This is a genomic window from Deltaproteobacteria bacterium, from assembly GCA_026712905.1.
Lineage (GTDB): Bacteria > Desulfobacterota > Binatia > UBA9968 > JAJDTQ01 > JAJDTQ01.
Genome location: JAPOPM010000153.1, coordinates 1 through 24466 on the forward strand (window position 1 = coordinate 1; position 24466 = coordinate 24466).

Annotated in this window: 24 protein-coding genes; 18 read left to right on the forward strand and 6 right to left on the reverse strand. The window is 65.3% G+C overall.

The window, feature by feature from the left end:
* A partial coding sequence (locus OXF11_12090; protein ID MCY4487834.1) for a hypothetical protein occupies nt 1-269 on the reverse strand: 269 nt, incomplete at its 3' end.
* Nucleotides 270-361: 92 nt separating this feature from the next.
* Here OXF11_12090 and OXF11_12095 point away from each other — a divergent pair.
* From OXF11_12095 to OXF11_12120, 6 genes are all read left to right on the forward strand, one after another.
* Complete coding sequence (locus tag OXF11_12095) at nt 362-1354, forward strand: ABC transporter substrate-binding protein (GenBank protein ID MCY4487835.1); 993 nt, start codon at nt 362-364, stop codon at nt 1352-1354.
* A gap of 195 nt (nt 1355-1549) precedes the next feature.
* Nucleotides 1550-2050, forward strand: coding sequence for a hypothetical protein (locus OXF11_12100; GenBank protein ID MCY4487836.1), 501 nt, complete (start codon nt 1550-1552; stop codon nt 2048-2050).
* Nucleotides 2051-2100: 50 nt separating this feature from the next.
* Complete coding sequence (gene dctP / locus OXF11_12105) at nt 2101-3117, forward strand: TRAP transporter substrate-binding protein DctP (protein MCY4487837.1); 1017 nt, start codon at nt 2101-2103, stop codon at nt 3115-3117.
* Between the two features lie 42 nt (nt 3118-3159).
* A complete protein-coding gene (locus OXF11_12110) occupies nt 3160-3714 on the forward strand; it encodes a TRAP transporter small permease (protein MCY4487838.1) in 555 nt (184 codons plus the stop codon).
* Between the two features lie 32 nt (nt 3715-3746).
* Nucleotides 3747-5027, forward strand: coding sequence for a TRAP transporter large permease subunit (locus OXF11_12115; protein MCY4487839.1), 1281 nt, complete (start codon nt 3747-3749; stop codon nt 5025-5027).
* 206 nt (nt 5028-5233) lie between these two features.
* Nucleotides 5234-5623: a hypothetical protein gene (locus OXF11_12120; protein ID MCY4487840.1), complete on the forward strand. Its 390-nt coding sequence runs from the start codon at nt 5234-5236 to the stop codon at nt 5621-5623.
* Between the two features lie 481 nt (nt 5624-6104).
* Here the strand turns inward: OXF11_12120 and OXF11_12125 are convergent, their stop codons facing one another.
* The gene (locus OXF11_12125; protein MCY4487841.1) at nt 6105-7094 is read right to left on the reverse strand and encodes an LLM class flavin-dependent oxidoreductase; all 990 of its coding nucleotides are present in this window, start codon (nt 7092-7094) and stop codon (nt 6105-6107) included.
* A gap of 96 nt (nt 7095-7190) precedes the next feature.
* Between OXF11_12125 and OXF11_12130 the strand changes: the two genes are divergently transcribed.
* Genes OXF11_12130 through OXF11_12145 form a run of 4 tightly spaced genes read left to right on the forward strand, consistent with a single transcriptional unit; the run spans nt 7191 to nt 10010 of the window.
* Nucleotides 7191-7625, forward strand: a complete 435-nt coding sequence (locus OXF11_12130; protein ID MCY4487842.1) for a thiosulfate oxidation carrier protein SoxY — start codon at nt 7191-7193, stop codon at nt 7623-7625.
* An 8-nt stretch (nt 7626-7633) separates the two neighbouring features.
* The gene (gene soxZ, locus OXF11_12135; GenBank protein MCY4487843.1) at nt 7634-7963 is read left to right on the forward strand and encodes a thiosulfate oxidation carrier complex protein SoxZ; all 330 of its coding nucleotides are present in this window, start codon (nt 7634-7636) and stop codon (nt 7961-7963) included.
* Nucleotides 7964-7985: 22 nt separating this feature from the next.
* Entirely contained in the window at nt 7986-8708 is a 723-nt protein-coding gene (locus OXF11_12140; GenBank protein ID MCY4487844.1) for a c-type cytochrome, read from the forward strand.
* Between the two features lie 15 nt (nt 8709-8723).
* Nucleotides 8724-10010: an NAD(P)/FAD-dependent oxidoreductase gene (locus tag OXF11_12145; GenBank protein MCY4487845.1), complete on the forward strand. Its 1287-nt coding sequence runs from the start codon at nt 8724-8726 to the stop codon at nt 10008-10010.
* 180 nt (nt 10011-10190) lie between these two features.
* Here OXF11_12145 and OXF11_12150 read toward each other — a convergent pair whose 3' ends face one another.
* From OXF11_12150 to OXF11_12165, 4 genes are all read right to left on the reverse strand, one after another.
* Nucleotides 10191-11363, reverse strand: coding sequence for an MltA domain-containing protein (locus OXF11_12150; protein ID MCY4487846.1), 1173 nt, complete (start codon nt 11361-11363; stop codon nt 10191-10193).
* Between the two features lie 62 nt (nt 11364-11425).
* The gene (locus OXF11_12155) at nt 11426-12514 is read right to left on the reverse strand and encodes an ornithine cyclodeaminase family protein (GenBank protein ID MCY4487847.1); all 1089 of its coding nucleotides are present in this window, start codon (nt 12512-12514) and stop codon (nt 11426-11428) included.
* 218 nt (nt 12515-12732) lie between these two features.
* Nucleotides 12733-13383, reverse strand: a complete 651-nt coding sequence (locus tag OXF11_12160) for an MAE_28990/MAE_18760 family HEPN-like nuclease (protein MCY4487848.1) — start codon at nt 13381-13383, stop codon at nt 12733-12735.
* Nucleotides 13380-14495, reverse strand: a complete 1116-nt coding sequence (locus OXF11_12165; GenBank protein MCY4487849.1) for a DUF262 domain-containing protein — start codon at nt 14493-14495, stop codon at nt 13380-13382. Before OXF11_12165 ends, OXF11_12160 begins: the two co-directional genes overlap by 4 nt.
* Nucleotides 14496-14769: 274 nt before the next feature.
* Here OXF11_12165 and OXF11_12170 point away from each other — a divergent pair, with 274 nt between their 5' ends.
* From OXF11_12170 to OXF11_12205, 8 genes are all read left to right on the forward strand, one after another.
* Complete coding sequence (locus tag OXF11_12170) at nt 14770-15882, forward strand: Xaa-Pro peptidase family protein (protein MCY4487850.1); 1113 nt, start codon at nt 14770-14772, stop codon at nt 15880-15882.
* Between the two features lie 18 nt (nt 15883-15900).
* Nucleotides 15901-17058, forward strand: a complete 1158-nt coding sequence (locus OXF11_12175; protein ID MCY4487851.1) for a mandelate racemase — start codon at nt 15901-15903, stop codon at nt 17056-17058.
* Nucleotides 17059-17148: 90 nt separating this feature from the next.
* Nucleotides 17149-18258: an NAD/NADP octopine/nopaline dehydrogenase family protein gene (locus OXF11_12180; GenBank protein ID MCY4487852.1), complete on the forward strand. Its 1110-nt coding sequence runs from the start codon at nt 17149-17151 to the stop codon at nt 18256-18258.
* 510 nt (nt 18259-18768) lie between these two features.
* Nucleotides 18769-19731 (forward strand): LLM class flavin-dependent oxidoreductase, encoded by a 963-nt coding sequence (locus tag OXF11_12185; GenBank protein MCY4487853.1) that lies wholly within the window; start codon nt 18769-18771, stop codon nt 19729-19731.
* A 32-nt stretch (nt 19732-19763) separates the two neighbouring features.
* On the forward strand, nt 19764-21062 hold the full coding sequence (locus OXF11_12190) for an amidohydrolase (GenBank protein ID MCY4487854.1): 1299 nt from the start codon (nt 19764-19766) through the stop codon (nt 21060-21062).
* 70 nt (nt 21063-21132) lie between these two features.
* Nucleotides 21133-22359 carry a M20/M25/M40 family metallo-hydrolase gene (locus tag OXF11_12195; protein ID MCY4487855.1) on the forward strand — a complete coding sequence of 409 codons (1227 nt, stop codon included), beginning with the start codon at nt 21133-21135 and terminating at the stop codon, nt 22357-22359.
* Nucleotides 22360-22548: 189 nt separating this feature from the next.
* Nucleotides 22549-23475, forward strand: a complete 927-nt coding sequence (locus OXF11_12200; protein MCY4487856.1) for a DUF6282 family protein — start codon at nt 22549-22551, stop codon at nt 23473-23475.
* Nucleotides 23476-23764: 289 nt separating this feature from the next.
* A complete protein-coding gene (locus tag OXF11_12205; protein MCY4487857.1) occupies nt 23765-24466 on the forward strand; it encodes a DUF151 domain-containing protein in 702 nt (233 codons plus the stop codon).

Consider the following 24466-nt stretch of genomic DNA (forward strand, 5'->3'; position numbering starts at 1 on the left):
CCACGGAACGGCGTCTTGTGCACCGCCTCGTGCTGCAGGCAGAACAGGAACACCAGCAGGATGCCGTGGAGCGGCAGCAGGACCGGCCAGCCGGGCACCTCCAGCAGAATGAGGCTCCCGGTGACCCCGAGCGCCGCCAGGTGGCCGGCAAGGTGGAGAAGGCCCTTGAGATTGGAGCGCTGCAGCAGGCCGCGCCGCTGCTCGCGGCCCAGCCGGCTCACGATATCCGAATGATCGGGCGCCCCGCGCGACGATCCGTAAACGTCCATCGATCCCCGTCCCATGCGGCGACGGGCTTCGAGCGCCGCCGCTTCCCGGCCCGTATGGGTCCGTACTGAACCCTAACACGGAGGAAACTACGTTGGGAAATCTCTCACTGACTCTGGCCACCGGCCCGTACGACCGGGTGGAAGCCATTGCGAAAGGCGTCGTCCGGCCTGAAGGCATCGACGTCACCTGCCTGCAGATCCAGTCACCGCCGGAGATTTTCACCCGCATGATGAAGACCGAGGCCTTCGACCTGTGCGAGATGTCGCTGTCCACCTACCTGACCCGGCGCTCGCGGGGGTCGTTCCCCTTCATCGCGTTACCGGTGTTCCCGTCGCGTCTCTTCCGCCATGCCTACGTCTACGTGAACCGGGATCATGGCATCGCCGAACCCGCCGATCTCAACGGCAAGCGCGTCGGCGTCCAGGAGTACGGCCAGACGGCGGCCGTTTTGATCCGCGGCATCCTGCAACACCGGCACGGCGTGAACCTCTCCACCATCCGCTGGGTGGAGGGTGGCGTCAACACGCCGCGGCCGCCGGATGACGAGATGGACCTGCGGCCCGCCGGCGCCGTGGACATCGAGCCGGCGCCGCCCGGGAAGTCCATCAACGATCTGCTGGTGGAGGGCGACATCGTCGCCTATCTCGGCGCCCGGCAACCCGACGCCGTGGGCAGGCATCCTGGCATCGGCAGGCTGTTCCGCGACTACCGGCAGACCGAACGGGAGTACTTCCGTGAGACGGGCATCTTCCCCATCATGCACACCATTGTCATGCGGGAGCAGCTCCACGTGGAGCACCCGTGGATCGCCGAGAGCATGTTCAAGGCCTTCCAGGCGGCCAAGGCGTGGGCGCTGGACCACATGAGCTTTACGGGTGCCATGGCGTACATGGTTCCGTGGCTGAACGCCGAGTTGGATGAAATCCGCGAGCTGTTCGGCGGTGACCCGTACCCGTACGGTGTGGAAGCCAACCGCGCCGCCCTGGACACGTTCATGCAGTATCTGGTGGAGCAGGGGTTCGTGGCGGAACCCAGGCCGCCGCTGGAGAGCCTGTTCACCCCCATCGTCGGGTGGGCGGAGTAGCGAGGGTTGCGGCACGGCCCCTTCCCCGTCACTCCCGGATCCCGGTGCAAGCCCGGGATGACGGGGCGAAGATTACGCCAACGCGCCGTCTGAACCGGCTTGACACCCTCGCGGCGGAAGGCGTAGAAGGATTCCAATATTCGGGTTCCCGTGTTCCGCGGCGGACCCAAACTTTGTTTCCGAAGGAGTTGAATCATGAGCCACACGTTAGAGCAGTTCGCCGCTGACTGTCACCGCATCCTCAAGGCGGAGCCCGGCCCGGAAGGACGCCAGAAAGTCGTTTCACTGGTCGAGGAGATATGCCAGGACGAGGAATTCATCGCCCAGCACGTCGAAGAGGATCAACCGGAGCGGAAGGTGATCTACGAGGATTCCGAGCTCGGGTTCTGCATCCTGGCCCACCACAACAAGGGCTCCAAGGGGAGCAATCCCCACGACCACGGTCCGGCCTGGGCCATCTATGGCCAGGCCTCGGGCGAGACCGAGATGACCGACTGGGAGAAGGTCGAGCCCGCGGACGAAGGCAAGAAGGGCAAGGCCCGCAAGCTACGCACCTACACCCTCAAACCGGGCATGGCCCATCTGTACAACGAAGGAGACCTTCACTCGCCCTGGCGCGCGGATACCACCAAGCTGATCCGCATCGAGGGCAAGAACATGGCGAAGGTGAAGCGCTATCCCTACGAGGCCGTCTGAGCATCCTTGTCCGGGGATTGCGTTCCCCTTAGTACGACCGGAGGTAACCCATGCGTACGAAACCTTTTGTAAGAGTCTCCCTGCTCGCACTCTTGCTCGCCGTCCCCCTGTGGACCCTCACCGCCGCCGCGCCGGCCGACGCCAAGGAGGTGGTGATCCGCGCCATCTCGGCCTGGCCCCTGAGCATCGACGGCAACACTTGGTACAAGAACTACATCAAGGAAGTGAACAAGCGGGGCAAGGGCGTGGTGCAGATCCGGCTCCTGGGCGGCAACGAGGTGGCATCCGCGTTCGAGCAGTTCCAGGCCCTGCGCACCGGCATCGCCGACATGACCAACTCCGCGCCCGCGTACTACGTGGGTGAGACCGTCGAAGCCGCGGCCATGAGCCTGATCGCTCCCGACAGCCTGGAGAAGTACCTGGAGGCCCTGCGCAAGAGCGGCGCCATGGAGATCATCAACAAGGCCTACCGGGAAAAGTCGGAAATGCGCTTCTTGGGCATCACCGTCGCCGGAACCGGCTTCCGCTTCCTCATGGCCAAGCCCGTCAAGGACCTCGACGGCATCAAGGGCAAGCGGATCCGGGCCTCGGGCGCCCAGGACGCCGCCGCCATCCAGGCCCTCGGCGGCTCGCCCCAGACCCTCCCGGCCAACGAGCTGTACACGGCGTTGCAGCGCGGCGTGGTGGACGGCGCCTACCGCGCGCCCAACGACGCCTGGAGCTTCGGCGAACACAAGGTCTACAAGGCCATGATCGCCACCCCTATCCAGTTCGCGCCGGGCGGCGTCTACATGCCGACGCGGGCATGGGACAAGCTGGCGGACAACGTGAAGAAGGTGCTGGAGGGGACCATCATCGACATGGAACCCGGGATCCTCAAGTACTTCCAGACCAACGATAATGCCGCGATCAAGAGGCTTGAGAAAAACGGCATGAAGGTCATCGAGGTGGACGACGCCGCCAAGAAGCGGCTGTCCGACGCCCGCAACGCCTACTGGCCCGAGCTGCTCAAGCAATCGCCCAAGTACGGCGCGCAGATCCAGAAGGCCCTGGCGCCTTACAACTGATCCGGGCCCTCCGGACCTGATTCTCGGCGGCCGCCGGCCTGCATGGCAGGGCACCCGGGGGCCGCCTCCTCCACCCCCTCCATGCTGAATACGCTGAACCGCGCATTCGACCGGACGAACCGCGTGCTGGGCTACGTCTCCGCTTCGTTCGTCGTGGTCATGGCGGTGACCGTTCTCTACGACGTGCTCGCCCGCATGCTCTTCGCCGCGCCCACCATCTGGGTCCTCGACATCAACGAATACCTGCTGGTGTACCTCTGCTTCGTTCCGTCCGCCTGGATCCTCATGAACGACCACCACGTGAAGGTGGAAATCGTCACCGCTCGACTCACGCCGGCATCGCAAGGCAGCCTGCGCATCGTCACCGACTTCCTGGGGCTCATCTACTGCGTTGTGCTCGCGTGGCAGGGCTGGGTGGTGGCGTGGCACGCGTTCGAGAACGGCTACCGGTTCTCCACCGCGCTCAACCTGCCGAAGTTCCCGGTGCTGGTGATCATCCCCATCGGGGCCGCGTGGCTGGGTCTCGCCTTTGTAGTCCGAATCCTCACTGGATCGCACGCGCACCCCGCGACGACTCCCGAGAAGGGAGGCCTCTGATCTTCCTCGAGTGGTGGATCGTTCTGGTCATCATGTTCGGCGCCCTGATCGTGCTCATGGCGTCGGGCATCCCGATCGCGTTCGCGTTCGGCGTGCTGAACCTCGGGTTCCTTTACGTGTTGGTGGGCCCGGGCGCGGTCCAGGCCATCGCCCTCAGCAGCTTCACGAGCATCGGCACCTTCGCGTTCATCGCCCTACCGCTGTTCGTGTTGATGGGCGAACTGGTGCTCCACTCGGGGCTGGCCGCCCTCGCCATCACCTCCATCGGCAAGTGGCTGGGCCGGGTGCCCGGCCGCCTCGCCGTTCTGGCCGTGCTCGCGGGCACGGCGTTCGGCGCCGGCAGCGGCTCCAGCATGGCCAGCTCGGCCACCCTGGGCACGATCCTGGTGCCGGAGATGCGCAAGCAGGGCTACGACACCGGCCTGGCCGTGGGCACCCTCGCCACCTCCGGGGGGCTCGCGGTGCTGATCCCGCCCAGCGCGCTGATGGTTATCTTCGGCGGCATCAGCCAGCTCTCGGTGGGGGATCTCCTGATCGGCGGGATCCTGCCGGGACTGCTGCTGGCGACGCTGCTGTTCGGCTACATCGTCATCATCTGCTCTGTCCGGCCGGATCTGGCGCCGGCCGTGGAGCTGGAGAAGGTATCCTGGAGCGAGCGTCTGAATGCGCTCTTGTACTTCCTGCCACTGGTGGTGCTGGTGCTGGTGGTGTTGGGCTCGATCTTCATGGGTATAGCCACCCCCAGCGAATCCGCCGCCATGGGCGTGGCGGGAGCCTTCTGCCTGGCCGTGGCCTACCGGCGCCTGTCGCGGGAGATCCTGCGCAAGGCCCTGCTGGGGACCGTGGAGGTCTCGGGATTCGCTCTGCTCATCGTCACCAGCGCCACCGCCTTCAGCCAGATCCTGGCTCACTCCGGCGCCGCCATGGGCCTCTCGACGTTCGCCACCGAGTTGCCCGTCTCGCCGTGGATAATCATCGCCGCCATGCAGATCGTGATCCTAATCATGGGGGCGTTCATGGAGCCCATCTCCATCATGCTCATCACGGTGCCGATCTTCTTCCCCGTGATCCGCTCCCTGGGCCTCGATCCCCTGTGGTTCGCCATCGTCACCATGGTGAACATCGAGCTCTCGCTCATCACCCCGCCCTTCGGCATGAACCTGTTCGTGCTCAAGGGCGTCTCCCCGCCCGACGTCACCCTCGGCGCCATCTACCGCGGCGTCATCCCCTTCGTCCTGATCAACATCATCGCCCTCGCCCTGGTCATGCTGTTCCCGCCCATCGCCATCTGGTTGCCGGGGTTGATGCGGTAGGACGCACGCTTCCCACTCTCACTCTCACCTTCGGTCGACGCGCCGCCGCCGTGTGCGCTGAAATGCGCGCCGTTTTCGCGAAATGCGCACGCCATGCGCGGAAATGCCCGGGGAAACCCTCATCGTTGTTCGCAAACAGCCGGTTTGCCGACAGATCGGGGGTACACTTGAAGTAGAGGCTGAATGAACGAAGAGGGAGGAACCGAATGAAACGCGTGCTCATTGCCCTTGCGGCGGCATTTCTTCTCGCGACGATGACCATGGCGGCAGCCCATGCGGCCTGCGAGTGGCGACACCGAATTTCCCATCGTGAATCCGAATGCCTGTCGGCCGAATGGAAGAACAGCAAGCCGCTAATGACCCTACCATCGCGTAATTGGGTGACCGCCCAGAGCTCCTGTTCCGATCTCGGCAGGGTCGCGGTGAAAATCGACTTGAAAGGCGAAATGGACCGGACCTGGCACCTCAACGACAACCACACGCGGCGCGGCGAATACTCCGCGAAGATCAGAGGCGTCTACTGTTGCCGCGACCTCGGCGTGTGCCACAGACCGCGCCAGGACACGGCCCGGGCTCCGGTTACAGGTGTAGAATGAAATCAAGGAGGAAATTCAAAAAGGGGGAATGCGTAAGACTCTCGAGAGAAGAGGAGGAACAACATGAGACGAACCCTGCCCATCCTTGTAGCTGTATTCGCCGTCTCGGCGATAATGGCGGGCTCTGCCCTTGCAGCCTGTGAGTGGAAGCACCGGATTCCCCATGGTGACTCCGAATGCCTGACAGCCAAATGGAAAAACCACAATGCAGTGTTGGGACACCCGAAGAATTGGGTAACCGCCCAGAGCTCCTGTTCCGGTCTCGGCAGGGTCGTGGCGAAAATCGATCTGGTACATTCCGATGACCGGACCTGGCACCTCCACGGCGACAACGTACGGCGTGGCGAGTACACCGCCAGCATCAGACACGTCTACTGCTGCAAAGACCTCGGCGTGTGCCGGAGGCCGCGCTAGGGACAGGCGTTACTCCGAAATCGGGCCGCGTGGCCCGGGGCGTACCGCCACGACCGCGCCCCCGGCGCTAGCCCGCCGCAACCTTGGGCAGCACCTCCTCCGCCATCATCGCCATGGATTCGAGGATGCTCTTCTGGTCGAGGCCAGCGAAGTTCATGGAGAAGATGACATAGTTGGCGCCGGTGTCGGCAATCTCCTGGATCTGCTCGATACAACGGGCGGGGCCGCCGACCATGAGCATGCGCTGTTCGTCGAGCTCGTCGTAGCCGCGGGGACGTACGGACTTGCGCGCCTCGTAGTAGCGGCTCATGGCGGGTCGGGCGCGGCGTCGGGCGGCGGCGTCGGACTCGGCCACGTGGGTATGGATGGTTTGGCCCACGTCCAGCGTGGCGGGGTCGTGGCCGTTTTGGCTCAGGGTCTCCTTGTAGAAGTCCACCTTGCGCTTCACTTCGGCCATGTCCTTGCAGCTCGCGAAGGGGATGCCGAGGATAGGATAACCGCGCTCGCCGGCCACCTGGTAGGAGCCCTGGCTCAGGGCGGCGAAGTACACGGGCGGCAGCGGCCGCTGGACCGGCTGCACGTTCAGCGACACGTCGTCGATGTGATGGAACTGTCCCTGGTACGACACCCGCCCCTCGCACCAAGCCATCTCCACGACTTCGAGGCTCTCCACCAGCCGGTCCCGGTTGTCCTCCTTGACCCCGAACCCGACCAACTCCGGCGGCGTGCCGCGCCCCACCCCGAAGTCGAGCCGGCCGCCGCTGAGCACGTCGATCATGGCGTACTCTTCGGCCGTGAGGATGGGGTCCCGGTAGGGCAGCAGCGCCACGGCGACTCCCAGGCGGATGGTACTGGTACACGTGGCGGCGGCGGACATGAGCACCGTGGGCGACGGGATGACGCCGTGGAAGTCGAAGTGGTGCTCACCGAACCAGAAGCACTCGTATCCCAGCGACTCTCCCCACCGCACCTGTTCCAGCATCCTCTCGTAGTAGCCCTTGAGGTCAAGCTGAAGCTCGGGGTCGTCGTCTCCGATGATGAACAAGCCGAATTTCACGGGCACCCTCTTTCGTTGCGGTTTTCCAACGTCTACTATAAATACGGATCGCGAGGCGCGACAAGCCGTGTCGCACCGGGTCGAAAACATCCAAACATGAACACCACACGCAGGGAAATACTTTCTTTGGCAGGCGCATCGCTGGCCGCGCTGGCGGCCAGTTTGGCCGGTTTCCTTCCCGTCCGCGTTGCCCGGGCGGCCAATGAGACGTCGCGCGCCATCGCGGCGTTCACCAAGGGGACGGTGCCGGCCGAGGGCGGCGTCCTGCTCGAAGCGCCCGAGATCGCCGACAACGGCGGCGCCGTGCCGATCCGGGTCGCCGCCGAGGGCGCCCGGCGCATCGCCGTGTTCGCGGACGGCAATCCGAGTCCCGGCGTGGCCGTCTTTACCTTCGGAAAGTGGATCACGCCGGCGGCGTCGACCCGCATCCGGCTGGCCCGGAGCCAGAAGCTCATCGCCGTCGCGGAAATGTCCGACGGCACGTTTCGCACGACCTCCCGCCCGATCAAGGTGACGGCGGGCGGTTGCTAGGTGCAGGAATGCAGAAACCCAGACCGCGCGTGAAACTGCCGAAGTCGGTGTCCGTGGGCGTTCCTTTCACGGTCCGGACCCGGATTACCCATCCCATGCACACCGGGCTCCGCCTCGGCCGTGACGGCAAACGAATTCCGCGCCGGATCATCAACCGGTTCGTGGTGCGCTACAACGGGGAGGAGACGATCTCCGTGGACCTCGAGCGGGCGGTATCCGCCGACCCGTACTTCAGTTTCGAGATGGCTGTCCGGGAGTCGGGCGAGATGGAATTCGAATGGCTGGATGACGACGGCTCGACATACCGCCTCAGCAGGCGGATCGAGGTCAAGCCGTGACGTTGCCGAAGCCCGACACCGGATGACACGCTTGACCAGGTCCGAAGGTTTCGCGGTACTTGCGTTCGGACTTCTCGCCCTTCTTGTCGCCACCGGAGCCCGCGGCGCGGACCCGCAACGGGGCAACGCGCTCTACCAGGAGTGCAAGCGCTGCCATCAGGCCGGCCGCGGCGCGAAGCACCGCATCGGCCCGCACCTCAACGACATATTCGACCGCCGCGCCGGCTCGCTCTCGGATTTCCGCTACTCTTCGGCCATGAGAAAAGCCGGAGAAGCCGGGCTGGTCTGGACCAAGGCGACGCTGGACGCCTTTCTGACCAACCCCCGGAAGATGGTGCCGCGTTCGCGCATGAGCTATGAGGGCATGGCGGCGTCCCGCGACCGGATGGACCTGCTGGCGTGGCTGCGCACCCTTTCGGGGTCCCGGACCGGGCTTCCGGTGGCGGAACCGACCATGACGATTGACGAATTCGGCCTCGACCCGCGGGTCCTCGATGCCGCGGGAGATCCCGAATACGGCGCCTATCTGGCGAGCGAGTGCACCACCTGCCACCGGCCCGACGGGGCCGATGAGGGCATACCTTCCATTGTCGGTTGGCCCGTCGATGACTTCGTGATAACCCTACAAGCCTACAAACGCGGCAAACGGCGGCACCAGGCCATGCAGACCATCGCCAAGCGTTTGTCGAACGAAGAGATTGCCTCGCTCGCCGTGTATTTTGGCAGACCGCTCGCCGGTCCGTGAGAAGGGGAGACCCAGATGAAGAAAAGCAACGAAGACCGCGGAATGACCCGGCGCCGCTTCCTGACAACGACGGTGGCGGCATCGACGGCGCTGTGGGCGACTCCCATCCTCGGGCAAAAACGCCCGCGGGTGGTGGTGATCGGCGGCGGCGCCGGCGGCGCCACGGCCGCGCGTTACATCGCCAAGGATTCGAAAGGGGCCGTCGACGTGACCCTGGTGGAGCCCACCCGGCGCTATTACACGTGCTTTTTCTCGAACCTCTACCTCGGCGGCTTCCGTGAGTTCGCGTCCATCGGGCACGGCTACGGAACCCTGGCCGCCGCCTACGGCATCAACGTCGTCCACGACTGGGCCGTCTCCATCGACCGGGACAAGAAAACCGTAGGGCTCGCCGGCGGCGGCAGCCTTGCCTACGACCGGCTGGTGCTGTCTCCGGGCATTGACTTCCGCCCGGGTTCGGTGCGCGGCTGGGACCTGTCGCAGCAGAACCGGATGCCGCATGCCTACAAGGCAGGCTCGCAAACCGAAGTCCTCAAGGCGCAGGTCGCGGCCATGCGGAAGGGCGGTGTCTACTGCATGGTAGCGCCGCCGAACCCGTTCCGTTGCCCGCCGGGACCGTACGAACGGATCTCGATGGTGGCCCACACGCTGAAGCAGACCAATCCGACCGCGAAGATCCTGATCGTCGACCCGAAGGCGAAGTTCTCCAAGCAAGGGCTCTTCGAGGAAGGCTGGCAGCGCCACTACCCCGGTATGGTCGAGCGGGTGGGCCCGGACTTCGGCGGCGACAAGGTCGAAGTGCGCCCCGGCTCCATGGAGGTGGTGATCGACGGCGAGGTGACCAAGGTGGACGTCTGCAACGTCATTCCGGCGCAGCAGGCGGGACGCATCGCCGCGGTGGCGGGGCTCACGAACAAGGCCGGGTGGGCTCCGGTAGTGCCCCACACCATGCAAAGCCGGGCGGATGAGAACATCCACGTGCTCGGCGACTCGTCGCAGCAGGGGGATATGCCCAAGTCCGGGTTCTCCGCCAACAGCCAGGCCAAGGTGTGCGCCATGGCGGTGCGCGGGGCGCTGACCAGCTCGAAGGTGTTTCCGGCGCGCTTCTCCAACACCTGCTGGTCGCTCATCGCAACCGATGACGGAGTCAAGGTCGGCGCCTCCTACCAGGCCACCGACGAAAAGATCGCCAAGACCGACGGGTTCATTTCGAAGACCGGAGAGAGCGCCGAAATGCGCAAGGCGACCTACAAGGAATCGCTCGGCTGGTACGCGGGCATTTCCAAGGACATGTTCGGCTGATGGCGAGGGCGCGGAGGGGCTAGTGTGGTGTCTGGTTAATTCGCATCATAACCTGCGGGTCTTTTTCGCCGTCGGCTGCGTTGCTCTTCCTCGCGTGGTGCCCGCCACTGCTCGTCATCGCGCCTTGCCGACGACAAAAAATCCTCCGCATATTATTATGCGAATTAACCAGACACCACACTAGCCCAGGGGTGCCGATCTTCGCTTCATCAACAGAAAAAGTCTTCCCTCGCTCTGCATGTAACCTGCCCGCGCTCCGGCCGCGGCGCCGGTGCCGAAGTAGAGGTCGGCGCGCCCCGGGCCGCGGATGGCCGCTCCCGAATCCTGGTTGACCACGAACCGCCGCACCGTACGCCAGCCCGCCAGCGCACCGCTCTCGTCCACCACGGGGGTCCGGGTCTCCACGTACAGCAACGCGCCCTTGGGGTAGACCGCGGGATCGGTGGCCACCGAGCGCCCGGCGGTCAACGGCACGCCGAGGCTCCCGAGCGGACCCTCTTCCCCAAGCCGGAAGAAGATGTAGCGCTCGTTGCGCGCGAACAGCGCCTCCCGCTCCTCCGGGAACTCCGCCAGCCAGGCGCGAATGCGCTGCATGGACATGGACTCCCGGTCCACCTTGCCCTCGTCGATCAGCACCTTGCCGATGCTGGTGTAGGGCCGGCCGTTGGAGGCGGCGAAGTTGAGCGGCAGCTCGCGCCCGTCGGTCATGCGCAGGAGCCCGGAGCCCTGGATGTGCAGGAAGAACCGGTCCACCGGGTCCCGCAACCACGCGATCTCGTGACCCTTGCCTCCGAGCACCCCCGATACGTCGATTTCGTAACGCGACGGGTGCGTGGCCGCGGTCGTCGACCCCTCCGTACCGGCCCGCGCGCCCGTCGCCTCGGGTTCCCGGTACACCGGGTAGCGGTATTCATCCGTGCGCACCGTGCTCGCATCGATCACCGGCTGGTAGTAGCCGGTGAACAGGACCGCGTTCCCCGCTGGCCGCGCCGGGGCGGGATGAAACTCGAACCGTTGCGCCACCCGGTCGAGCCAGGACCCGTCCGCCTCCGTCGTGCGCTCCAGGATCTCGAGGAACTCGGCCAGCGACGAACGCAGTTCCGCGGCCGTCACCGCCCGGGGCCACTCGCCCAACCGCGCCTCTCGCGGCACCTTGTGAAGAAACCGCAGGCTCTCCGTCACGGCTCGGCGGAGGGATTGCGCTTCCAGATCGTCACTGATCGCTTCCGGCGCCGCGGGCAGTGGGCCTCCCTGCTGGAGGCCGCATCCGACGAGCAGCACAAGCGCCGACAGCGCCATCAGGAAACACGCCCGTGGCGCGCCGGTCCGCCGGACGCCTTTGTCGACCGCCATCCGCGTCACGGACACGGGCCGGCTTGAAACCCGCCTCGGCACGGTTGTCCCCGGACCCCGCCTCAGTCCCGAATGTCCTGTGTGAACCACTCCGTGGGCAGCTCGCGCCCCTTCCCCTTCTCTCTCGCCATCTGGTAGACGCGGCCGGCGCAGGCGGCGAACTGGAGACCCTGGGTGCCGGCGTTGATGAAGAAGGTGGTCTGGTCGTCATTCGTCCGGCCCGGCTGCCGGCCGAGCTTCACATCGATGAAGTAGTGGAAGTAGTCCCCGGTATAATTGTCCTGCACCGGGTTCGGGATGCGCGCGATCTCCTCGGGCTGGCCGGCCACGTAGCCCACGTTGCCGTGAAGCCGCACCATGCCCTCGTCCGTCGTCACCACCGTGTTGCGCCCGAGCTTGACGGACACGCCGCAGACCTCCACCACCCGGGGGCCGATCTCGCAGGCGCGCACGCAGGTGACATGGGCGCCGCGCTTGAGCCACTCGGGATTGTCGAACACCACCCGCGTGGAATCCGTGCACGCCGAAATGATGTCCGCCCCGCGCACCACGTCCTCGGGCCGGTCCATGGCCGTGACCTTGAGCCCCAGCATCTCGCTCATCTTCCCCGCATACCGCTCCCGGTTGGCCTTGGTGGGGCTGTAGACCCGCACTTCGTCGAGCTTCCGCACTTCGTTGAACGCCATGAGATAGGTCTCGGCCATGCCGCCCGAGCCGAACATGCCCACCACCGAGGCGTCCTCGCGCGCCAGCATCTTGGCGCCCAGCCCGGCGCACCCGCCCACGCGCATGTGCTGCAGCACCCCGTCGTTGATGATGGCCAGGGGCTCGCCGTTGGCTATGCTGAAGACCATGATGAGCCCGCAGTAGTTGCCCGGCTCCATGCAGTACTTCTCCTCGGTGTCGCCGCCGGGCCAGTGCACGATGTCGGACTTCATGCGGATGGCGAACGTGCCGATGGTGCGGCTCGCGCCCTCCATGGTACCCCAGCGGTAGTAACCGTCCGGCCGCTCGCACGGCACCCACACGTCGAGCCGCGGCCGGTACACCGCATCGTTGCGCGCGAGGTCCTCGTAACCCGTCTCCAGCGCTTCGAGACAGGCCTTCATGTCCATCAGCTCTTCGACTTCCTGGTTGTTGATAAGCAGCATACGTGTTCCTTCCGATGAATGGGTTGCGCAAGTTCAGATGTACCTATCCCGACAGCGTCCACTTCGCAGACCGTCGCATACGTAGACGCCCACGCCCTACCCCGATTGCGAGTAGGACCGCAAACTCACCCTACGCATCCAAACCCAACCACTGAGAGCACCAAAGACTCCCCCCGCCCTGAAAGCACCTTCCTCTGGCAATACCGCACCGAAAGCGGCTACTGGGAACCTGCACGTCGAAAACGACCTGTCGCTGCTGCATTCTGAACGTCGTTGTTGAAACGTTCCACTAATTCGACGACCTCCAGTTGCAGTCCTTCATAGTCCTCCGCCTGTAGTTCCGTTCTTCCACCATGCGCGATCTCGTTTCGATTCGCTAGTAGTTTCCGATCCAAGAGAACGCCTTTCGACAGGTAGTCCCCTTCATCCAGTCCCAAAAGAGCAAGAATTTCTCTCAGCCGATCCAGGTTGACATTAGACTGTTTTGGCACAACTTTCCCTGGTTCAATCTCGAGTCTGTCTCCCGAATCTGTCATCAATTTCTCAACCAGGCCGTTATGAATAGTAGGTCGTTCTGTTTGACCGGCCTTGACAATCTCCCGCCGCAGCGCCAGCGCCACAAAATTCGGCGCCAAGTCGCGGTATCTCAAGCCCTGGTTGGCCACGAAGGTCACGTACCCCGTCGTAGCTGTCTGTACAAATCCTTCCCAGTGCGCGTAGAGAAGGCATATTGCCGCCCGAAGCAACGCTTCCGTTTGGTGAGCCCGTCGATTGGCGAGCATGAACTTCACAGTGGTCAGCTCACGTTTTCGCCAGCCTACGTCCTTATCCAGGACGTCGACGAGTTGACTGAGAGTCCGTATGGTCATACCGCGAACAGTTCACGCCCGAGCGGGACGTTTGACCGCAGGCGGACCCTTGTGTTCACGCCCATTCCGCTGTTGTCCAAAAACTTCTGGTTGCTCCACAAGGCTCGGACCCTTTTCCCCATCTCAAGAGAGTCCGTCTCTCCGTGGTACGAATCCGCATGGTACCCGATCCCAAACGCTATCGGCTCGAAGGCAGAGATCAAGAAACCCCCGCGATACTTATCCCGTGTTGTGTCAAATCTACGGAAGCTATGTTCCCCAAGCGATTCTGCGAGACACCGAAAGGTTGATCGAAACGCCTTTTCTTCAGTCTTACGTATTCTCTTGAAGCTTCGTGGTTCCGCAAGCTGGGTAATACGCTCCGTAAGAAATTCGCCGATATCGCCGACTTGCTTGATGTCCTCCTCTCCGAGCTGTCGAAAAACCAAAAACCGCGTCACCAATTCCAGATTGAATTGTTCGCTCAACATTCTGTCCGACAATGCCACGCAGGATTGGAAGTTTTCATCTTCCGCCAAATCTTCTATCCAGCGATAAGCATCAGCATTTACCATTATTAAGATTACGTTCCTGACCTCTTGATCGGAGAGCGGTGAACCGCCGGTGTTGAGGCGTTGAAACAGCTCGTACTTACTCGATTCGCTGCTTTCGCGTAGCATTATCTTGACATCAATCTTCGAACGTCTGACAACAAGGCGATTGGTGGTCCCAATAGACGACGTTTCGTCCGTTCCATTTTCCCACTTCTTACCCTCCAGCGAAGGCAAATACCTTGTTTTCTTGAGAGTCAATGGCGGTAGTTCTTCGCCCTTTTGGTCTTTGAGAATGCCGACCAACTCGAAGATAGTGGAAAGCCGTTGTAGCCCGTCAATTACGTCCCACACGCCGTCATCCCTTTGGGAAACGAAGATCGAAGGGATGGGAATCCCCAAGAGGATTGACTCTACAAGGCGCGATTTTTGCTCTTCGCTCCATCGAAAGAATCGTTGAAACTCAGGGTGTATATCTAACTCATTATCGCGGTAGAGGTTGATGAGTTCCCCGATAGACATGGGGTAGCCATCACTACGTACTTCAGCGCGGCGAGCGCTTATTTCCTCATCAAGACTCATTCTGTTACTCCTAGGGTCCCTTAGTTTAGTCGGACCCGCTACGTATCCAAGTATTCTTAGGAACCTTACCCTCTTGCTGAGACCGTCCAAAACACCAACTATTCCGTTCTTGCGCGGGAACCAATAACATGAACTCACGAGGGAGGCGCGGCGGGGAATCACAGAGGCCTTCGTGCCCGCGGCCCTTACGGGCACCAGGCGCTGAAGTTGCTGTACCCGGTGTTGACCGGTACACTATCCTTTCAACAGTAGCTATGCCGCGAAGCTTCAAGACATGGACCCACACATCATTGTTAGACAACAGACCGCCATGGTGGAGCGGGGTCTTGACGCCCTTATCGCCGCTTCGCCCGAGAACCTAGCTTACACTACCGGGTTCGTGGTGCCCTCGCAACTCCTCATGCGCTGGCGCCACGCCATGTGCCTCGTGGACCGGTCGGGACACACGACCATGGTGGCCATCGACATGGAGGAGACCACGGTGAAGGCGCACGCCTCCGTCGACGACATCCGCGTGTACCGGGAGTTCACCGACGACCCCATGCGCGAGGTAGCCGCCGCCATGGAGGCGCGCGGGCTGGCCGGAGGCCGGGTGGGCGTGGAGATGGAGTATCTCCCCGCCGGCGACTTCGCCACCCTGCGCGGGCTGTTGCCCAAGGCCGACTTCGTGGCCGCGGACGCGCTCTTCGGCAAGCTGCGCCAGGTCAAGACCGCGCGCGAGATCGAGCTGCTGCGCGCCCTGAGCCGGATCACGGACTCGGCCATCGGCGGCACCCTGGCCAATGCGCGGCCGGGCATGACCGAAATGGAGATGGCGGGCGAGCTGACCGGGCGGATCTTCGCCGGCGGCGCGGAGCACTTCAAGCTCATGATCATCGCCTCGGGCGAGCGCAGCCAGTTCCCCAACGTGGGCCCCACGGAACGGACGCTCCGGCAAGGCGACCTGATCCGCATGGAGCTCTTCGGCGTCCTGGACGGCTATCACGCCGGCGTGTGCCGGACGGCGGTGGTGGGCGCGCCCACCGAGGAGCAGGCGCGCATCTGGGACAACCTGGTGGAGTGCAAGTACCTGGTCATGGACCTGATCAAGCCCGGCGCCCATGCCCAGGAGGTCTATCGCCGGTTCCTGGAGAAGTTCGACGAACTGGGGTTGGAGCCCATCAGCTTCGTGGGCCACGGCATCGGCGTGTTCCTGCACGAAGAGCCCTACCTGGGACGCTACGGCGAGGAAGTGCTGGAGGAAGGCATGGTGGTGGCCATCGAGCCGCTGGTGTACATTCCCGGCCGCATGGGGCTTCAGAACAAGGACATGCTGCTGGTGACCCGGGACGGCTGCGAGCTGCTGTCGAACGCCACCGACACGGACAAGCTCATACGCATCGGCTGACGGATCCACGGAGCCAAGATGAAGATCCACAACATCGAGACCATTCCCGTCCGGCTGCCCACGCGGCGGGTACACCAGTGGGCCAATCTCAAGACCCCCATCGGCGTCTACCTGGTGGTGAAGCTCGTCACCGACGAGGGCTTGACCGGTTTGGGCGAAGCCCCGGCGCTCAAGGATTGGGGCGGCGACCACATGCGCTACTACGGCGAGACCCCCACCTCGGTGGCGGCCGTAATCCACGACATCCTGGCGCCTGCCCTCGTGGGCGAGGACCCGCGCCGCATCGAGTGGCTTCACACCCTCATGGACCAGGCGGTCAAGGGATACCCCTATTCCAAGGCGGCCATCGACATGGCGCTCTACGACGTGGTGGGCAAGGCGGCCGGGGTACCGGCCTACCAGCTCCTGGGCGGGCTCTACCGTGAATCCGTGCCCATCTCCCACAGCATCGGCCTCATGGACATGGACGAAGCGGTGGCCGAGGTGCTCCGGGTACAGGAGGAAGGGATCAAGACCATCAAGCTCAAGGGAGGCGTGGAACCCAAACGGGACGTCGAGCTTCTGCGACGGGTACGCGAGGCTCTCGGGGCGGACATGAACCTCACGGTGGACGCCAACAACGGCTACAAGTCCGCGAAGGAGGCGGTGCGCACCACCAAGGCCATGGAGCCGTACAACATCCTCTACATGGAGCAACCCGTGGAGGGGCTCGACGCCATGGCCGAGGTCACCCGGCGCGTGGACACGCCGGTCATGGCCGACGAGAGCGCCTGGACCACCTGGGACGTCCTGGAGATCATCGAGAAGAAGGCCGCGGACATCATCTCCATCTACACCACCAAGCCCGGCGGTCTGCTCAAGGCCAAGAAGGTGGCGGCCATCGCCGAGGCCGCGGGTTTCCCGTGCAACGTCAACGGCTCGGTGGAGATGGGCGTGGGCAACGCCGCCAACGTCCACCTGGCCGCTTCGACCGCCGCCGCCAACCTGGGCTGCGTGATCCCCGTCACCACCCCCGACGCCGAGGCCACCGGGCGCGTCGCCGGCATCTACTACAAGGACGACATCGTCACCGAGCCCTTCGCGTTCGTCGACGGCGCCGTCAAGGTGCCGCGGGGGCCGGGGCTGGGCGTGGAGTTGGACGAAGAGAAGGTGGAGCGGTACCGCTTGGACAAGTGACGGGGACCTTGTCCTTGGGATGGCATTGAAGCCCGTGACCGTCATTGCCGTCAGAGCGGGAATGTCGGTTTGAAGCGTCGGATTCACACCATGAGCATTACGAAGGTCGCCGTCCTCGGCGCGGGCAACGGCGGGGGCGCCACCGCGGCGGACCTCGCCATTCGGGGGTTCGACACGCGGCTCTACTCCCGTTCCGAGAAGACGCTGGCACCCTTGCTAGCGCGCGGCGGCGTCGAGCTGGTGGAGGGCGGCCGGGAGAGCTTCGGGCGGCCGCGGCTCACGACGACGGCGCTGGAGGAGGCCGTCGCCGGCGCCGACCTGATCACCATCGCCGCCCCGGCGGTGGCCCACGCGTTCATGGCGCGCTCGCTGGCGCCCCTCCTGACCGAGGACCAGATCGTCCACCTGAACCCGGGCCAGACCGGGGGCAGCCTGCACTTCGTGCACGAACTGCGACGCGCGGGATGCCGGGTGCCCGTTCGCTGCTGCGAGACCGTGACCCTCACGTGCATCTGCCGCATGGCCGGCGCGGCGCGCGTGGAAGTCTACCGGCGCACCGCCAACCTCGGCTGCGCGGCCTTCCCCGCCGCCCATGGGCCGGAGATCCTGCCGGACATGACCGCGGTGTTCGCCAACATCGTGCCCGCGCGCAACGTGCTGGAGACCGGCCTTTCCAACATCAACGCCATCATGCACCCCGCCGGCATGGTGGGGAACGCCGGCTGGATCGAGCAGCACGGCGGCGCGATGCTTTTCTACCGGGAGGCCCTGTCGCCCTCGGTGGCGCGCATGATCGAGGGGGTGGACCGGGAACGGCTGGCCATCGTGCGCGCGCTTGGGCTGCCGCCGCGCACCTTCGTGGAGATCTTCCACGCCGCCGGCCTCACCTCCGACGCGGCCCTCGCCAGCGGCGACGTCTACCAGGCCACGCAGGAGAGCGAGCCCAACAAGACCATCGTGTCGCCCACGACCCACGACCACCGCTACGTGCACGAAGACGTGGGCTACGGCCTCGTGCCCATGGCCGAGTTGGCCGCCCTGCTGGGCATCGACACGCCGGTCATCGACGCCCTCATCACCCTCGCGTCGGAGATGAACCGCGTGGACTACCGTCACACAGGCCTCACGCTGGCGGACATGGGTCTGGAAGGGACAAGCCCCGCGGACCTTCAGGCGATCCTCGATACGGGATTCCCCTGAGCCACCGGTACGAACAAGACCGAAACACGCCCATTTAGCCCCTCCCCGCCCCTGGATTCCCGCTTTCCAAGCTGTGTCACAACTGATGGGCACAGCCCCTTCGATTCGTCATTCCCGCGGAACAGGCTGTGCCAAGACTGCTGAGACGCCGCCCCACGATTCGTCATTCCCGCGGAACAGGCCGTGTCAAGACTGCTGAGGCGCCGCCCCACTATTCGTCATTCCCGCGGAACAGCCTGTGCCAAGACTGCTGAGGCGACGCCCCCCGATTCGTCATTCCCGCGGAAGCGGGAATCCAGGGGCGGTGGAGGGGTGCTACAGCGACGCTCCCCCGCCTCACCACCCCTGGATTCCCGCTTCCGCGGGAATGACGAATCGGGGGGTTTGGCGCCGGTTCTTGTCCGGACCACGTTTTGACACGGCCTGCTCCGCGGGAATGGCGCCAGAGGGGCTTTCGTCTTCTTTCATTCCCGTCTCGGTTGTTCTACTCTGTCGGCCATGCACGCGGGCTTGTGTTTCGACGGTTTCTACTCGATCCAGGAGATGATCGAGTTGGCGCAACTGGCCGACGAGATCGGCATGGACTCCATCTGGATGTCCGACCACATCTGCTTCCGGGACTCCATCGCATCGGCCATGGCATTCCTGGCCCGCACTCCCCGTATCAAGGTCAACCCCGCGCCCCTGAGCCCCTACTCGCGCCACCCCATGGTCACCGCCATGGCGCTGGCCACCATGGAGGAGTTCGCGCCGGGACGGGTGGCGGCCACGGCGGGCACGGCCAACCCCACGGCGCTCCGGGAGATCGGCATCCAGGCCGAGCGGATGCTCAGGACCATGCGCGAGTACATGACGCTGCTGCGCGCGCTCCTGGCGGGCGAGACGGTGCGGTTCGAGGGCGAGATGTTCACCGTCCACGGCGCCAGCATGGGGCTCACACCCGGCACCGAGATACCCATCTACATGACGGCGGTGAGGCCCGGGATGCTGCGCCTGGCCGGCGAGGTGGCCGACGGCGTGCTGCTGTCCGCCGGCTGCACTCCGGCGTACATCCGGCACTGCGTGGACGAGGTGGAGGCAGGCGTCGCCCGCGCCGGGAAGGACGCCACGGGAGAAGTCGCCGGGTTCATCGCGGCCTCGGTATCCGACGACCCGCGGGAGGCCATGGACGCCACCAAGACCTTTCTGGCGTACATCTTCCGCAACAAGCACCACGCCGACAACATCCGCCTCGGGGGCGGCGCCGTGGACCAGGACCGCCTCGCCGACGCCGTCGGCCGGCGCGCCTGGGACGAGGCCAAGGGCCTCATCAGCGACGAAGTGGTGTACGCGCATTCCGTGACCGGAACGCCGGACGAATGCCGCCAGCGCCTGGACGAGTTCGTCCGCGGCGGTCTCGACCTGCCCCTGCTCATGCCCCTCGGCACCCAGGAGCAACGCAGGCGCGTGGTGGAGATCGCGCGGGAGGGATAGAAGGCCTCTAAACTATATAAAACTGGTGGGTTATGGCACAACAGCTCAACGAATACCTGAAGGAACTCATGCGGCAGGCCGAGTCCAAGCTCCCCGACTTGACCGACATCCGGCGCAGCCTGCACCGCCACCCCGAGGCGGGCTGGACCGAGTTCCGCACCACCGGCATGGTGGTGCACCGGCTGCGCGAGCTGGGCTACCGGGTGGAGACGGGGTCTGACTGCATCCATCCGGACGCGGTGCGCGGCTGGCCCGAGGAGGCGGTGGTGCGGGAGAGCCGCGCCCAGGCGGGTGAGTTGGCGCGGGACATCGAGGTGCCGGGTGCGGTGGGCATCCTCGAGCGCGGCGAAGGCCCCACCGTGGCGCTGCGCTTCGACATGGACGCCACCGAGGTGGCCGAGTCCGACGACCCGGCGCATCCGCCCGTGGCCCGCGGCTTCGCTTCCGGCAAGCCCGACGTCATGCACGCCTGCGGCCACGATGCCCACGTGACCATCGGCCTGGGCGCGGCCGAGCTGCTGGCCGCCAACCCGGACTGGCGCGGGCGCGTGAAGCTCTTGTTCCAGCCGGCGGAGGAAGGCGGCCGCGGCGCCCATCCCATGGTGGAGGCCGGAGTGGTGGACGACACGGACTACTTCGCCTGCCTGCACATGGGCGGACCGACGTTGCCGCTGGGCGAAGTGGCGCTGGAGGCGACCCACTTCCTCTCGTCCGTGAAGATGGAGGCGCGTTTCCGCGGCGTGGCCTCCCACGCGGGCGGCGCGCCGGAACGGGGGCGCAACGCGCTGCTGGCGGCGTGCCAGGCCACCTTGGCGCTCCACGCCCTGCCGCGCAACGGCCAGGGCGCCACCTTCGTCAACGTCGGCGTGCTGAACGCCGGCACCGGCACCAACGTGGTGCCGTCCGAGGCCCACATGAAGTACGAAGTGCGCGGCGGCACCGACGAGATCTGCGAGCTCATGGAGGAAGGCGCGCGGCGCTGCATCGAAGGCGCGGCCACGCTCCAGGGGGTCGAGGTCACCAGCGAGATCACCGGCCGCACCATCGGCGCCAAGTCCGACGGCGAGATGAAGGACCACCTGGCGCGGGTGGCCGGGTCTTCGCCCGTGGACTTCCGCGTCCACGACGCCCGCCCCCTGGGCGGCGGCGAGGACGCCACCTACTTCATGCGCCGGGTCCAGGAACACGGCGGCAAGTCCCTCTACTTCCTGCTCGGCGGCAGCACCCCCACGGGACACCACACCTCCACGTTCGACGTGGACGAGCGCGCCCTGGCCCACGGCGCCATGCTCATGGCGGGACTGGTGATGCGCCTCACCGGGTCCCCCTGAATCGTCATTCCCGCGAAAGCTTGCCCTCGACCCCGATCGGGGGCGGGAATCCAGGGGAACGGACACGTCCATGACAGAGCCTGAGATTGATGTTGACGCAACGGAACTCGTGGGACTCGCCGGCGAGCTGATCAAGATCCCGAGCTTCTGCCCCGACGAGACCCCGGTGGCTCTCTTCCTGCGGGATTACTTCTCGGAGCGCGGCTACCAAGTGACGCTCCAGGAAGTGGCGCCCGGCCGCTGCCAGACCATCGCCATCCTCGAGGGCGCGGGCGGCGGCCCGAGCCTCATGTTCAACGGCCACATCGACATCAACTCCCTCACCCGGGGCTGCACGCGCGACCCCTGGACGCCGGTGGTGGAGGGGGACCGGCTCTACGGCCACGGGGTGCAGAACATGAAGGGCGGCGTGGCCGCCATGATCGGCGCGGCCGAGGCGGTGCGGCGAAGCGGCGTGAAGCTGTGCGGAGATTTGGTGCTGGCCTGCGTGGTGGGCGAGACCCAGGGCGGCGAGGGCACTCACCATCTCATGGAGAGCGGCTTCCGCACCGACATGGCGGTGCTGCCGGAGCCCTTCGGCCTGGGCAATCTCGTGACCGTGCACGGCGGCATCGTGCACTTCGCCGTCCATACCTACGGCGTCACCGGACACGTAAGCAAGGTCGAGGAGACGGTCAACGCCGTGGAGCAGATGACACGGGTCATCGAGGCCCTGGGCCACGTGGAGTTCACCTGCACGCCTCGGGCGGACCTGCCCGCCCTGCCCCGCCTCAACGTCGGCAGCATCATCGGCGGGCGCGGTGAAGATTACGTGTTGACGGAGCCGCCCTACGTGCCCGACCTGTGCACCGTCATCGTGGACGTACACTTCGTGCCCGGGCAGACGGCGGACTCGGTCATCGCCGACGTGAGACGCGCGCTAGATCCTCTGACGGACGCCGACCCGGACTTCGACTACGCCATCGAGATCCCACCGCCACCCTTCTTCAAGGGCTGCCGGCGCCTGGTGATGGACCCGCTGGACGTGCCGCCGGACGCGGCCATCGTCCAGGCGGTGGCGCGAAACCACGAGAAGGTCACGGGTGCGCCGCCCGGGCTCATCGGCGCCCACCTGCCCATGTCCTACTCCGCGGGCGACAGTTGCTGGCTCTGGAAGCACGGCATCCCCTGCCTCCACTACGGACCCGGCGGCGGCTTCCTCGACCCCGGCCCCGACGGCAGCTACATCTTCATCAGCGAGATGGTGACGTGCGCCGAGGTGCTGGCGAACACGGCCATGGACGTCTGCGGCACATGAAGGGAGACTCGCCACAAACACCCCCCTCCTGGATTCCCGCCCCCGATCGGGGTCGAGGGCAAGCTTTCGCGGGAATGACGATTCAGGGGTCGTTGCCTATCCCGGATGGGGGTTTGACACAGCCCGAGAAGCTGGACTGACGCATTCAGGATGGCGGCGGCGTTCCATTGCCCATAGCGACGGATTGACGTGAGCACCTCGAAAAGCACCCCCGAAGCGTTCGACGTCACCGGCGCGGTCGACCTGCACGTGCACTGCGGCCCCGAGGGGATTCCGCGGCGTTTCGACGCGATTTCGCTGGCCCGGCATGTGGCGGAGACGGGACTCGGCGGCGTCGTGCTGAAGTCGCACATGGCCCCAACCTCGAGCTGGGCACAGATGGCGCATGACGCAACTGGCGTCCGCCTTCACGGCTCGGTCGTGTTGAACCACTATGTCGGCGGCATCAATCCCGCGGCCGTGCGCGGCGCGTTGGGACCATCGGCCGACGGCGAACCCTACCTCAAGGTCGTGTGGCTGCCTACGGTCCACGCCGCCGCGCATCTCACCGCACGGCATCACGAAGGCGAGCAATACGACATCCCGCCCGAGTGGTGCGGCGGCACGGTCTCCCCCTTGGCCCGGCCGCTGGCCGAGGTAGAGCCCATCAACGTGCTCGCCGCCGGGCTCCGGCGGCCACTGGACGAGATCCTGCGCATCGCCGCCGACCACGACCTGGTGCTCGCCACCGGCCACGCGGGCCGGGACGAGGTGTTCCATGTGATGGAACGGGCCGGCGCTCTGGGCGTCCGGAAGGTCATCGTCACGCACCCCTGCTACGATCCCCCGGCCATCGCCGTCTCGGAACTTCTCGATCTGGCCAACGCCGGCGCCTACGTCGAGTTGAGCTTCATCCTGGTCGATATGGGCCTGGTGTCGTTCGAGGAGACCGCGGCTATCCTGCGGCAGGTGGGCGCGGCGCGGACAATCCTGTCCACGGACGTGGGCCAGGTGGACCGGGCGGCTCCGGCGGAAGGGCTGGCGCGGCTTGGCGCGGGGCTGCTGGCCGAAGGAATCCCGCGCGTGGACATCGACACCGCCATGAAGGACAACCCTCGTTCCCTGGTGGACCCTTAACCCCAATGCTGCAAAAGGTGTCCGTGAAGAGCGATCCGAAGCACACCCCCGAATCGTCAGTCCCGCGGAAGCGGGAATCCGGGTGGTGTGGTGGCTCGACTCTCGCGAACGTTGTTGACACCGCGCGACGCCGGTGACTAAGCTCCGCGGCATGCGGGGCGTTTGGCCAGCCGAGCGGCGCGGTTTCCGAAGCGACCGTTGCACAAGGGTGCTGACGCGCACTTTGCTGTTCGGGGCACTCCTGGGACTGCCGCTTCAGAACGGGAGCGCGCATGCGGAACCTGTCCGCATGGAGGTGCGGCAAGTGGTCGTGGACCCGACGCGGGGGACGCCGGTGGTGCTGTTGGCCGGCGGCGAGCGACTACTGCCCATCTGGATCGGCAAGGCCGAAGCCAACTCCATCGCTCGCGCTCTGGCCGGAGAAAAGCTTCCCAGACCCGATACGCACGACTTGATTCAAAGGGTGTTGGGAGGCCTCGAAGCCGAGTTGGAACGCGTGACCATCACGGAATTGCGCGAGAGTACCTTCTTCGCGGAGATCACGATTAAACGGAACAGCCGGCGCATTCGCCTCGACGCGCGCCCGAGCGACGCCATCGCCGTGGCTTTACGGACGGGCACGCCGATTTATGCAACACCCGAGGTCCTGCGGCAGGGCGTTCGCATGGACGGGCGGCAATCGAAACTGCGGGACAGGGTTGCGCGGACCCTGGGTATGCAAGTGCAGGACCTTACCCCGGACTTGGCGAGGTTGTTTGCCGCGACCGTCGACGCCGGCGCGCTGGTCGCTCACGTGGAGCGCGGCAGCTCCGGCGCCAGACTCGGGCTCCGCCGTGGAGATGTGGTCGTGCAAGTGGACGGCACGCCCATCAGGAGTTCCCGCGATCTGCTGGAAAAGCTGCAAGACCCCATGACGAAGCAGCTCCGCGTCCTGCGCATACAAAGAGACGGCAAGTTCGTCACCCTTGTGACGAACCCGCCGTCTCGATAA

Excerpts from the sequence above, each read along its gene's own strand:
- soxZ (MCY4487843.1), top strand. The coding sequence starts at position 7,634 with ATGCAGAAACCCAGACCGCGCGTGAAACTGCCGAAGTCGGTGTCCGTG.
- OXF11_12145 (MCY4487845.1), top strand. The coding sequence starts at position 8,724 with ATGAAGAAAAGCAACGAAGACCGCGGAATGACCCGGCGCCGCTTCCTG.
- OXF11_12110 (MCY4487838.1), top strand. The coding sequence starts at position 3,160 with ATGGCAGGGCACCCGGGGGCCGCCTCCTCCACCCCCTCCATGCTGAAT.
- OXF11_12120 (MCY4487840.1), top strand. The coding sequence starts at position 5,234 with ATGAAACGCGTGCTCATTGCCCTTGCGGCGGCATTTCTTCTCGCGACG.
- OXF11_12170 (MCY4487850.1), top strand. The coding sequence starts at position 14,770 with ATGGACCCACACATCATTGTTAGACAACAGACCGCCATGGTGGAGCGG.
- OXF11_12175 (MCY4487851.1), top strand. The coding sequence starts at position 15,901 with ATGAAGATCCACAACATCGAGACCATTCCCGTCCGGCTGCCCACGCGG.
- OXF11_12150 (MCY4487846.1), bottom strand. The coding sequence starts at position 11,363 with ATGGCGGTCGACAAAGGCGTCCGGCGGACCGGCGCGCCACGGGCGTGT.
- OXF11_12180 (MCY4487852.1), top strand. The coding sequence starts at position 17,149 with ATGAGCATTACGAAGGTCGCCGTCCTCGGCGCGGGCAACGGCGGGGGC.
- OXF11_12195 (MCY4487855.1), top strand. The coding sequence starts at position 21,133 with ATGACAGAGCCTGAGATTGATGTTGACGCAACGGAACTCGTGGGACTC.
- OXF11_12190 (MCY4487854.1), top strand. The coding sequence starts at position 19,764 with ATGGCACAACAGCTCAACGAATACCTGAAGGAACTCATGCGGCAGGCC.
- OXF11_12165 (MCY4487849.1), bottom strand. The coding sequence starts at position 14,495 with ATGAGTCTTGATGAGGAAATAAGCGCTCGCCGCGCTGAAGTACGTAGT.
- OXF11_12115 (MCY4487839.1), top strand. The coding sequence starts at position 3,747 with ATGTTCGGCGCCCTGATCGTGCTCATGGCGTCGGGCATCCCGATCGCG.
- OXF11_12205 (MCY4487857.1), top strand. The coding sequence starts at position 23,765 with ATGGAGGTGCGGCAAGTGGTCGTGGACCCGACGCGGGGGACGCCGGTG.
- OXF11_12155 (MCY4487847.1), bottom strand. The coding sequence starts at position 12,514 with ATGCTGCTTATCAACAACCAGGAAGTCGAAGAGCTGATGGACATGAAG.
- OXF11_12140 (MCY4487844.1), top strand. The coding sequence starts at position 7,986 with ATGACACGCTTGACCAGGTCCGAAGGTTTCGCGGTACTTGCGTTCGGA.
- OXF11_12100 (MCY4487836.1), top strand. The coding sequence starts at position 1,550 with ATGAGCCACACGTTAGAGCAGTTCGCCGCTGACTGTCACCGCATCCTC.
- OXF11_12160 (MCY4487848.1), bottom strand. The coding sequence starts at position 13,383 with ATGACCATACGGACTCTCAGTCAACTCGTCGACGTCCTGGATAAGGAC.
- OXF11_12130 (MCY4487842.1), top strand. The coding sequence starts at position 7,191 with ATGAACACCACACGCAGGGAAATACTTTCTTTGGCAGGCGCATCGCTG.
- dctP (MCY4487837.1), top strand. The coding sequence starts at position 2,101 with ATGCGTACGAAACCTTTTGTAAGAGTCTCCCTGCTCGCACTCTTGCTC.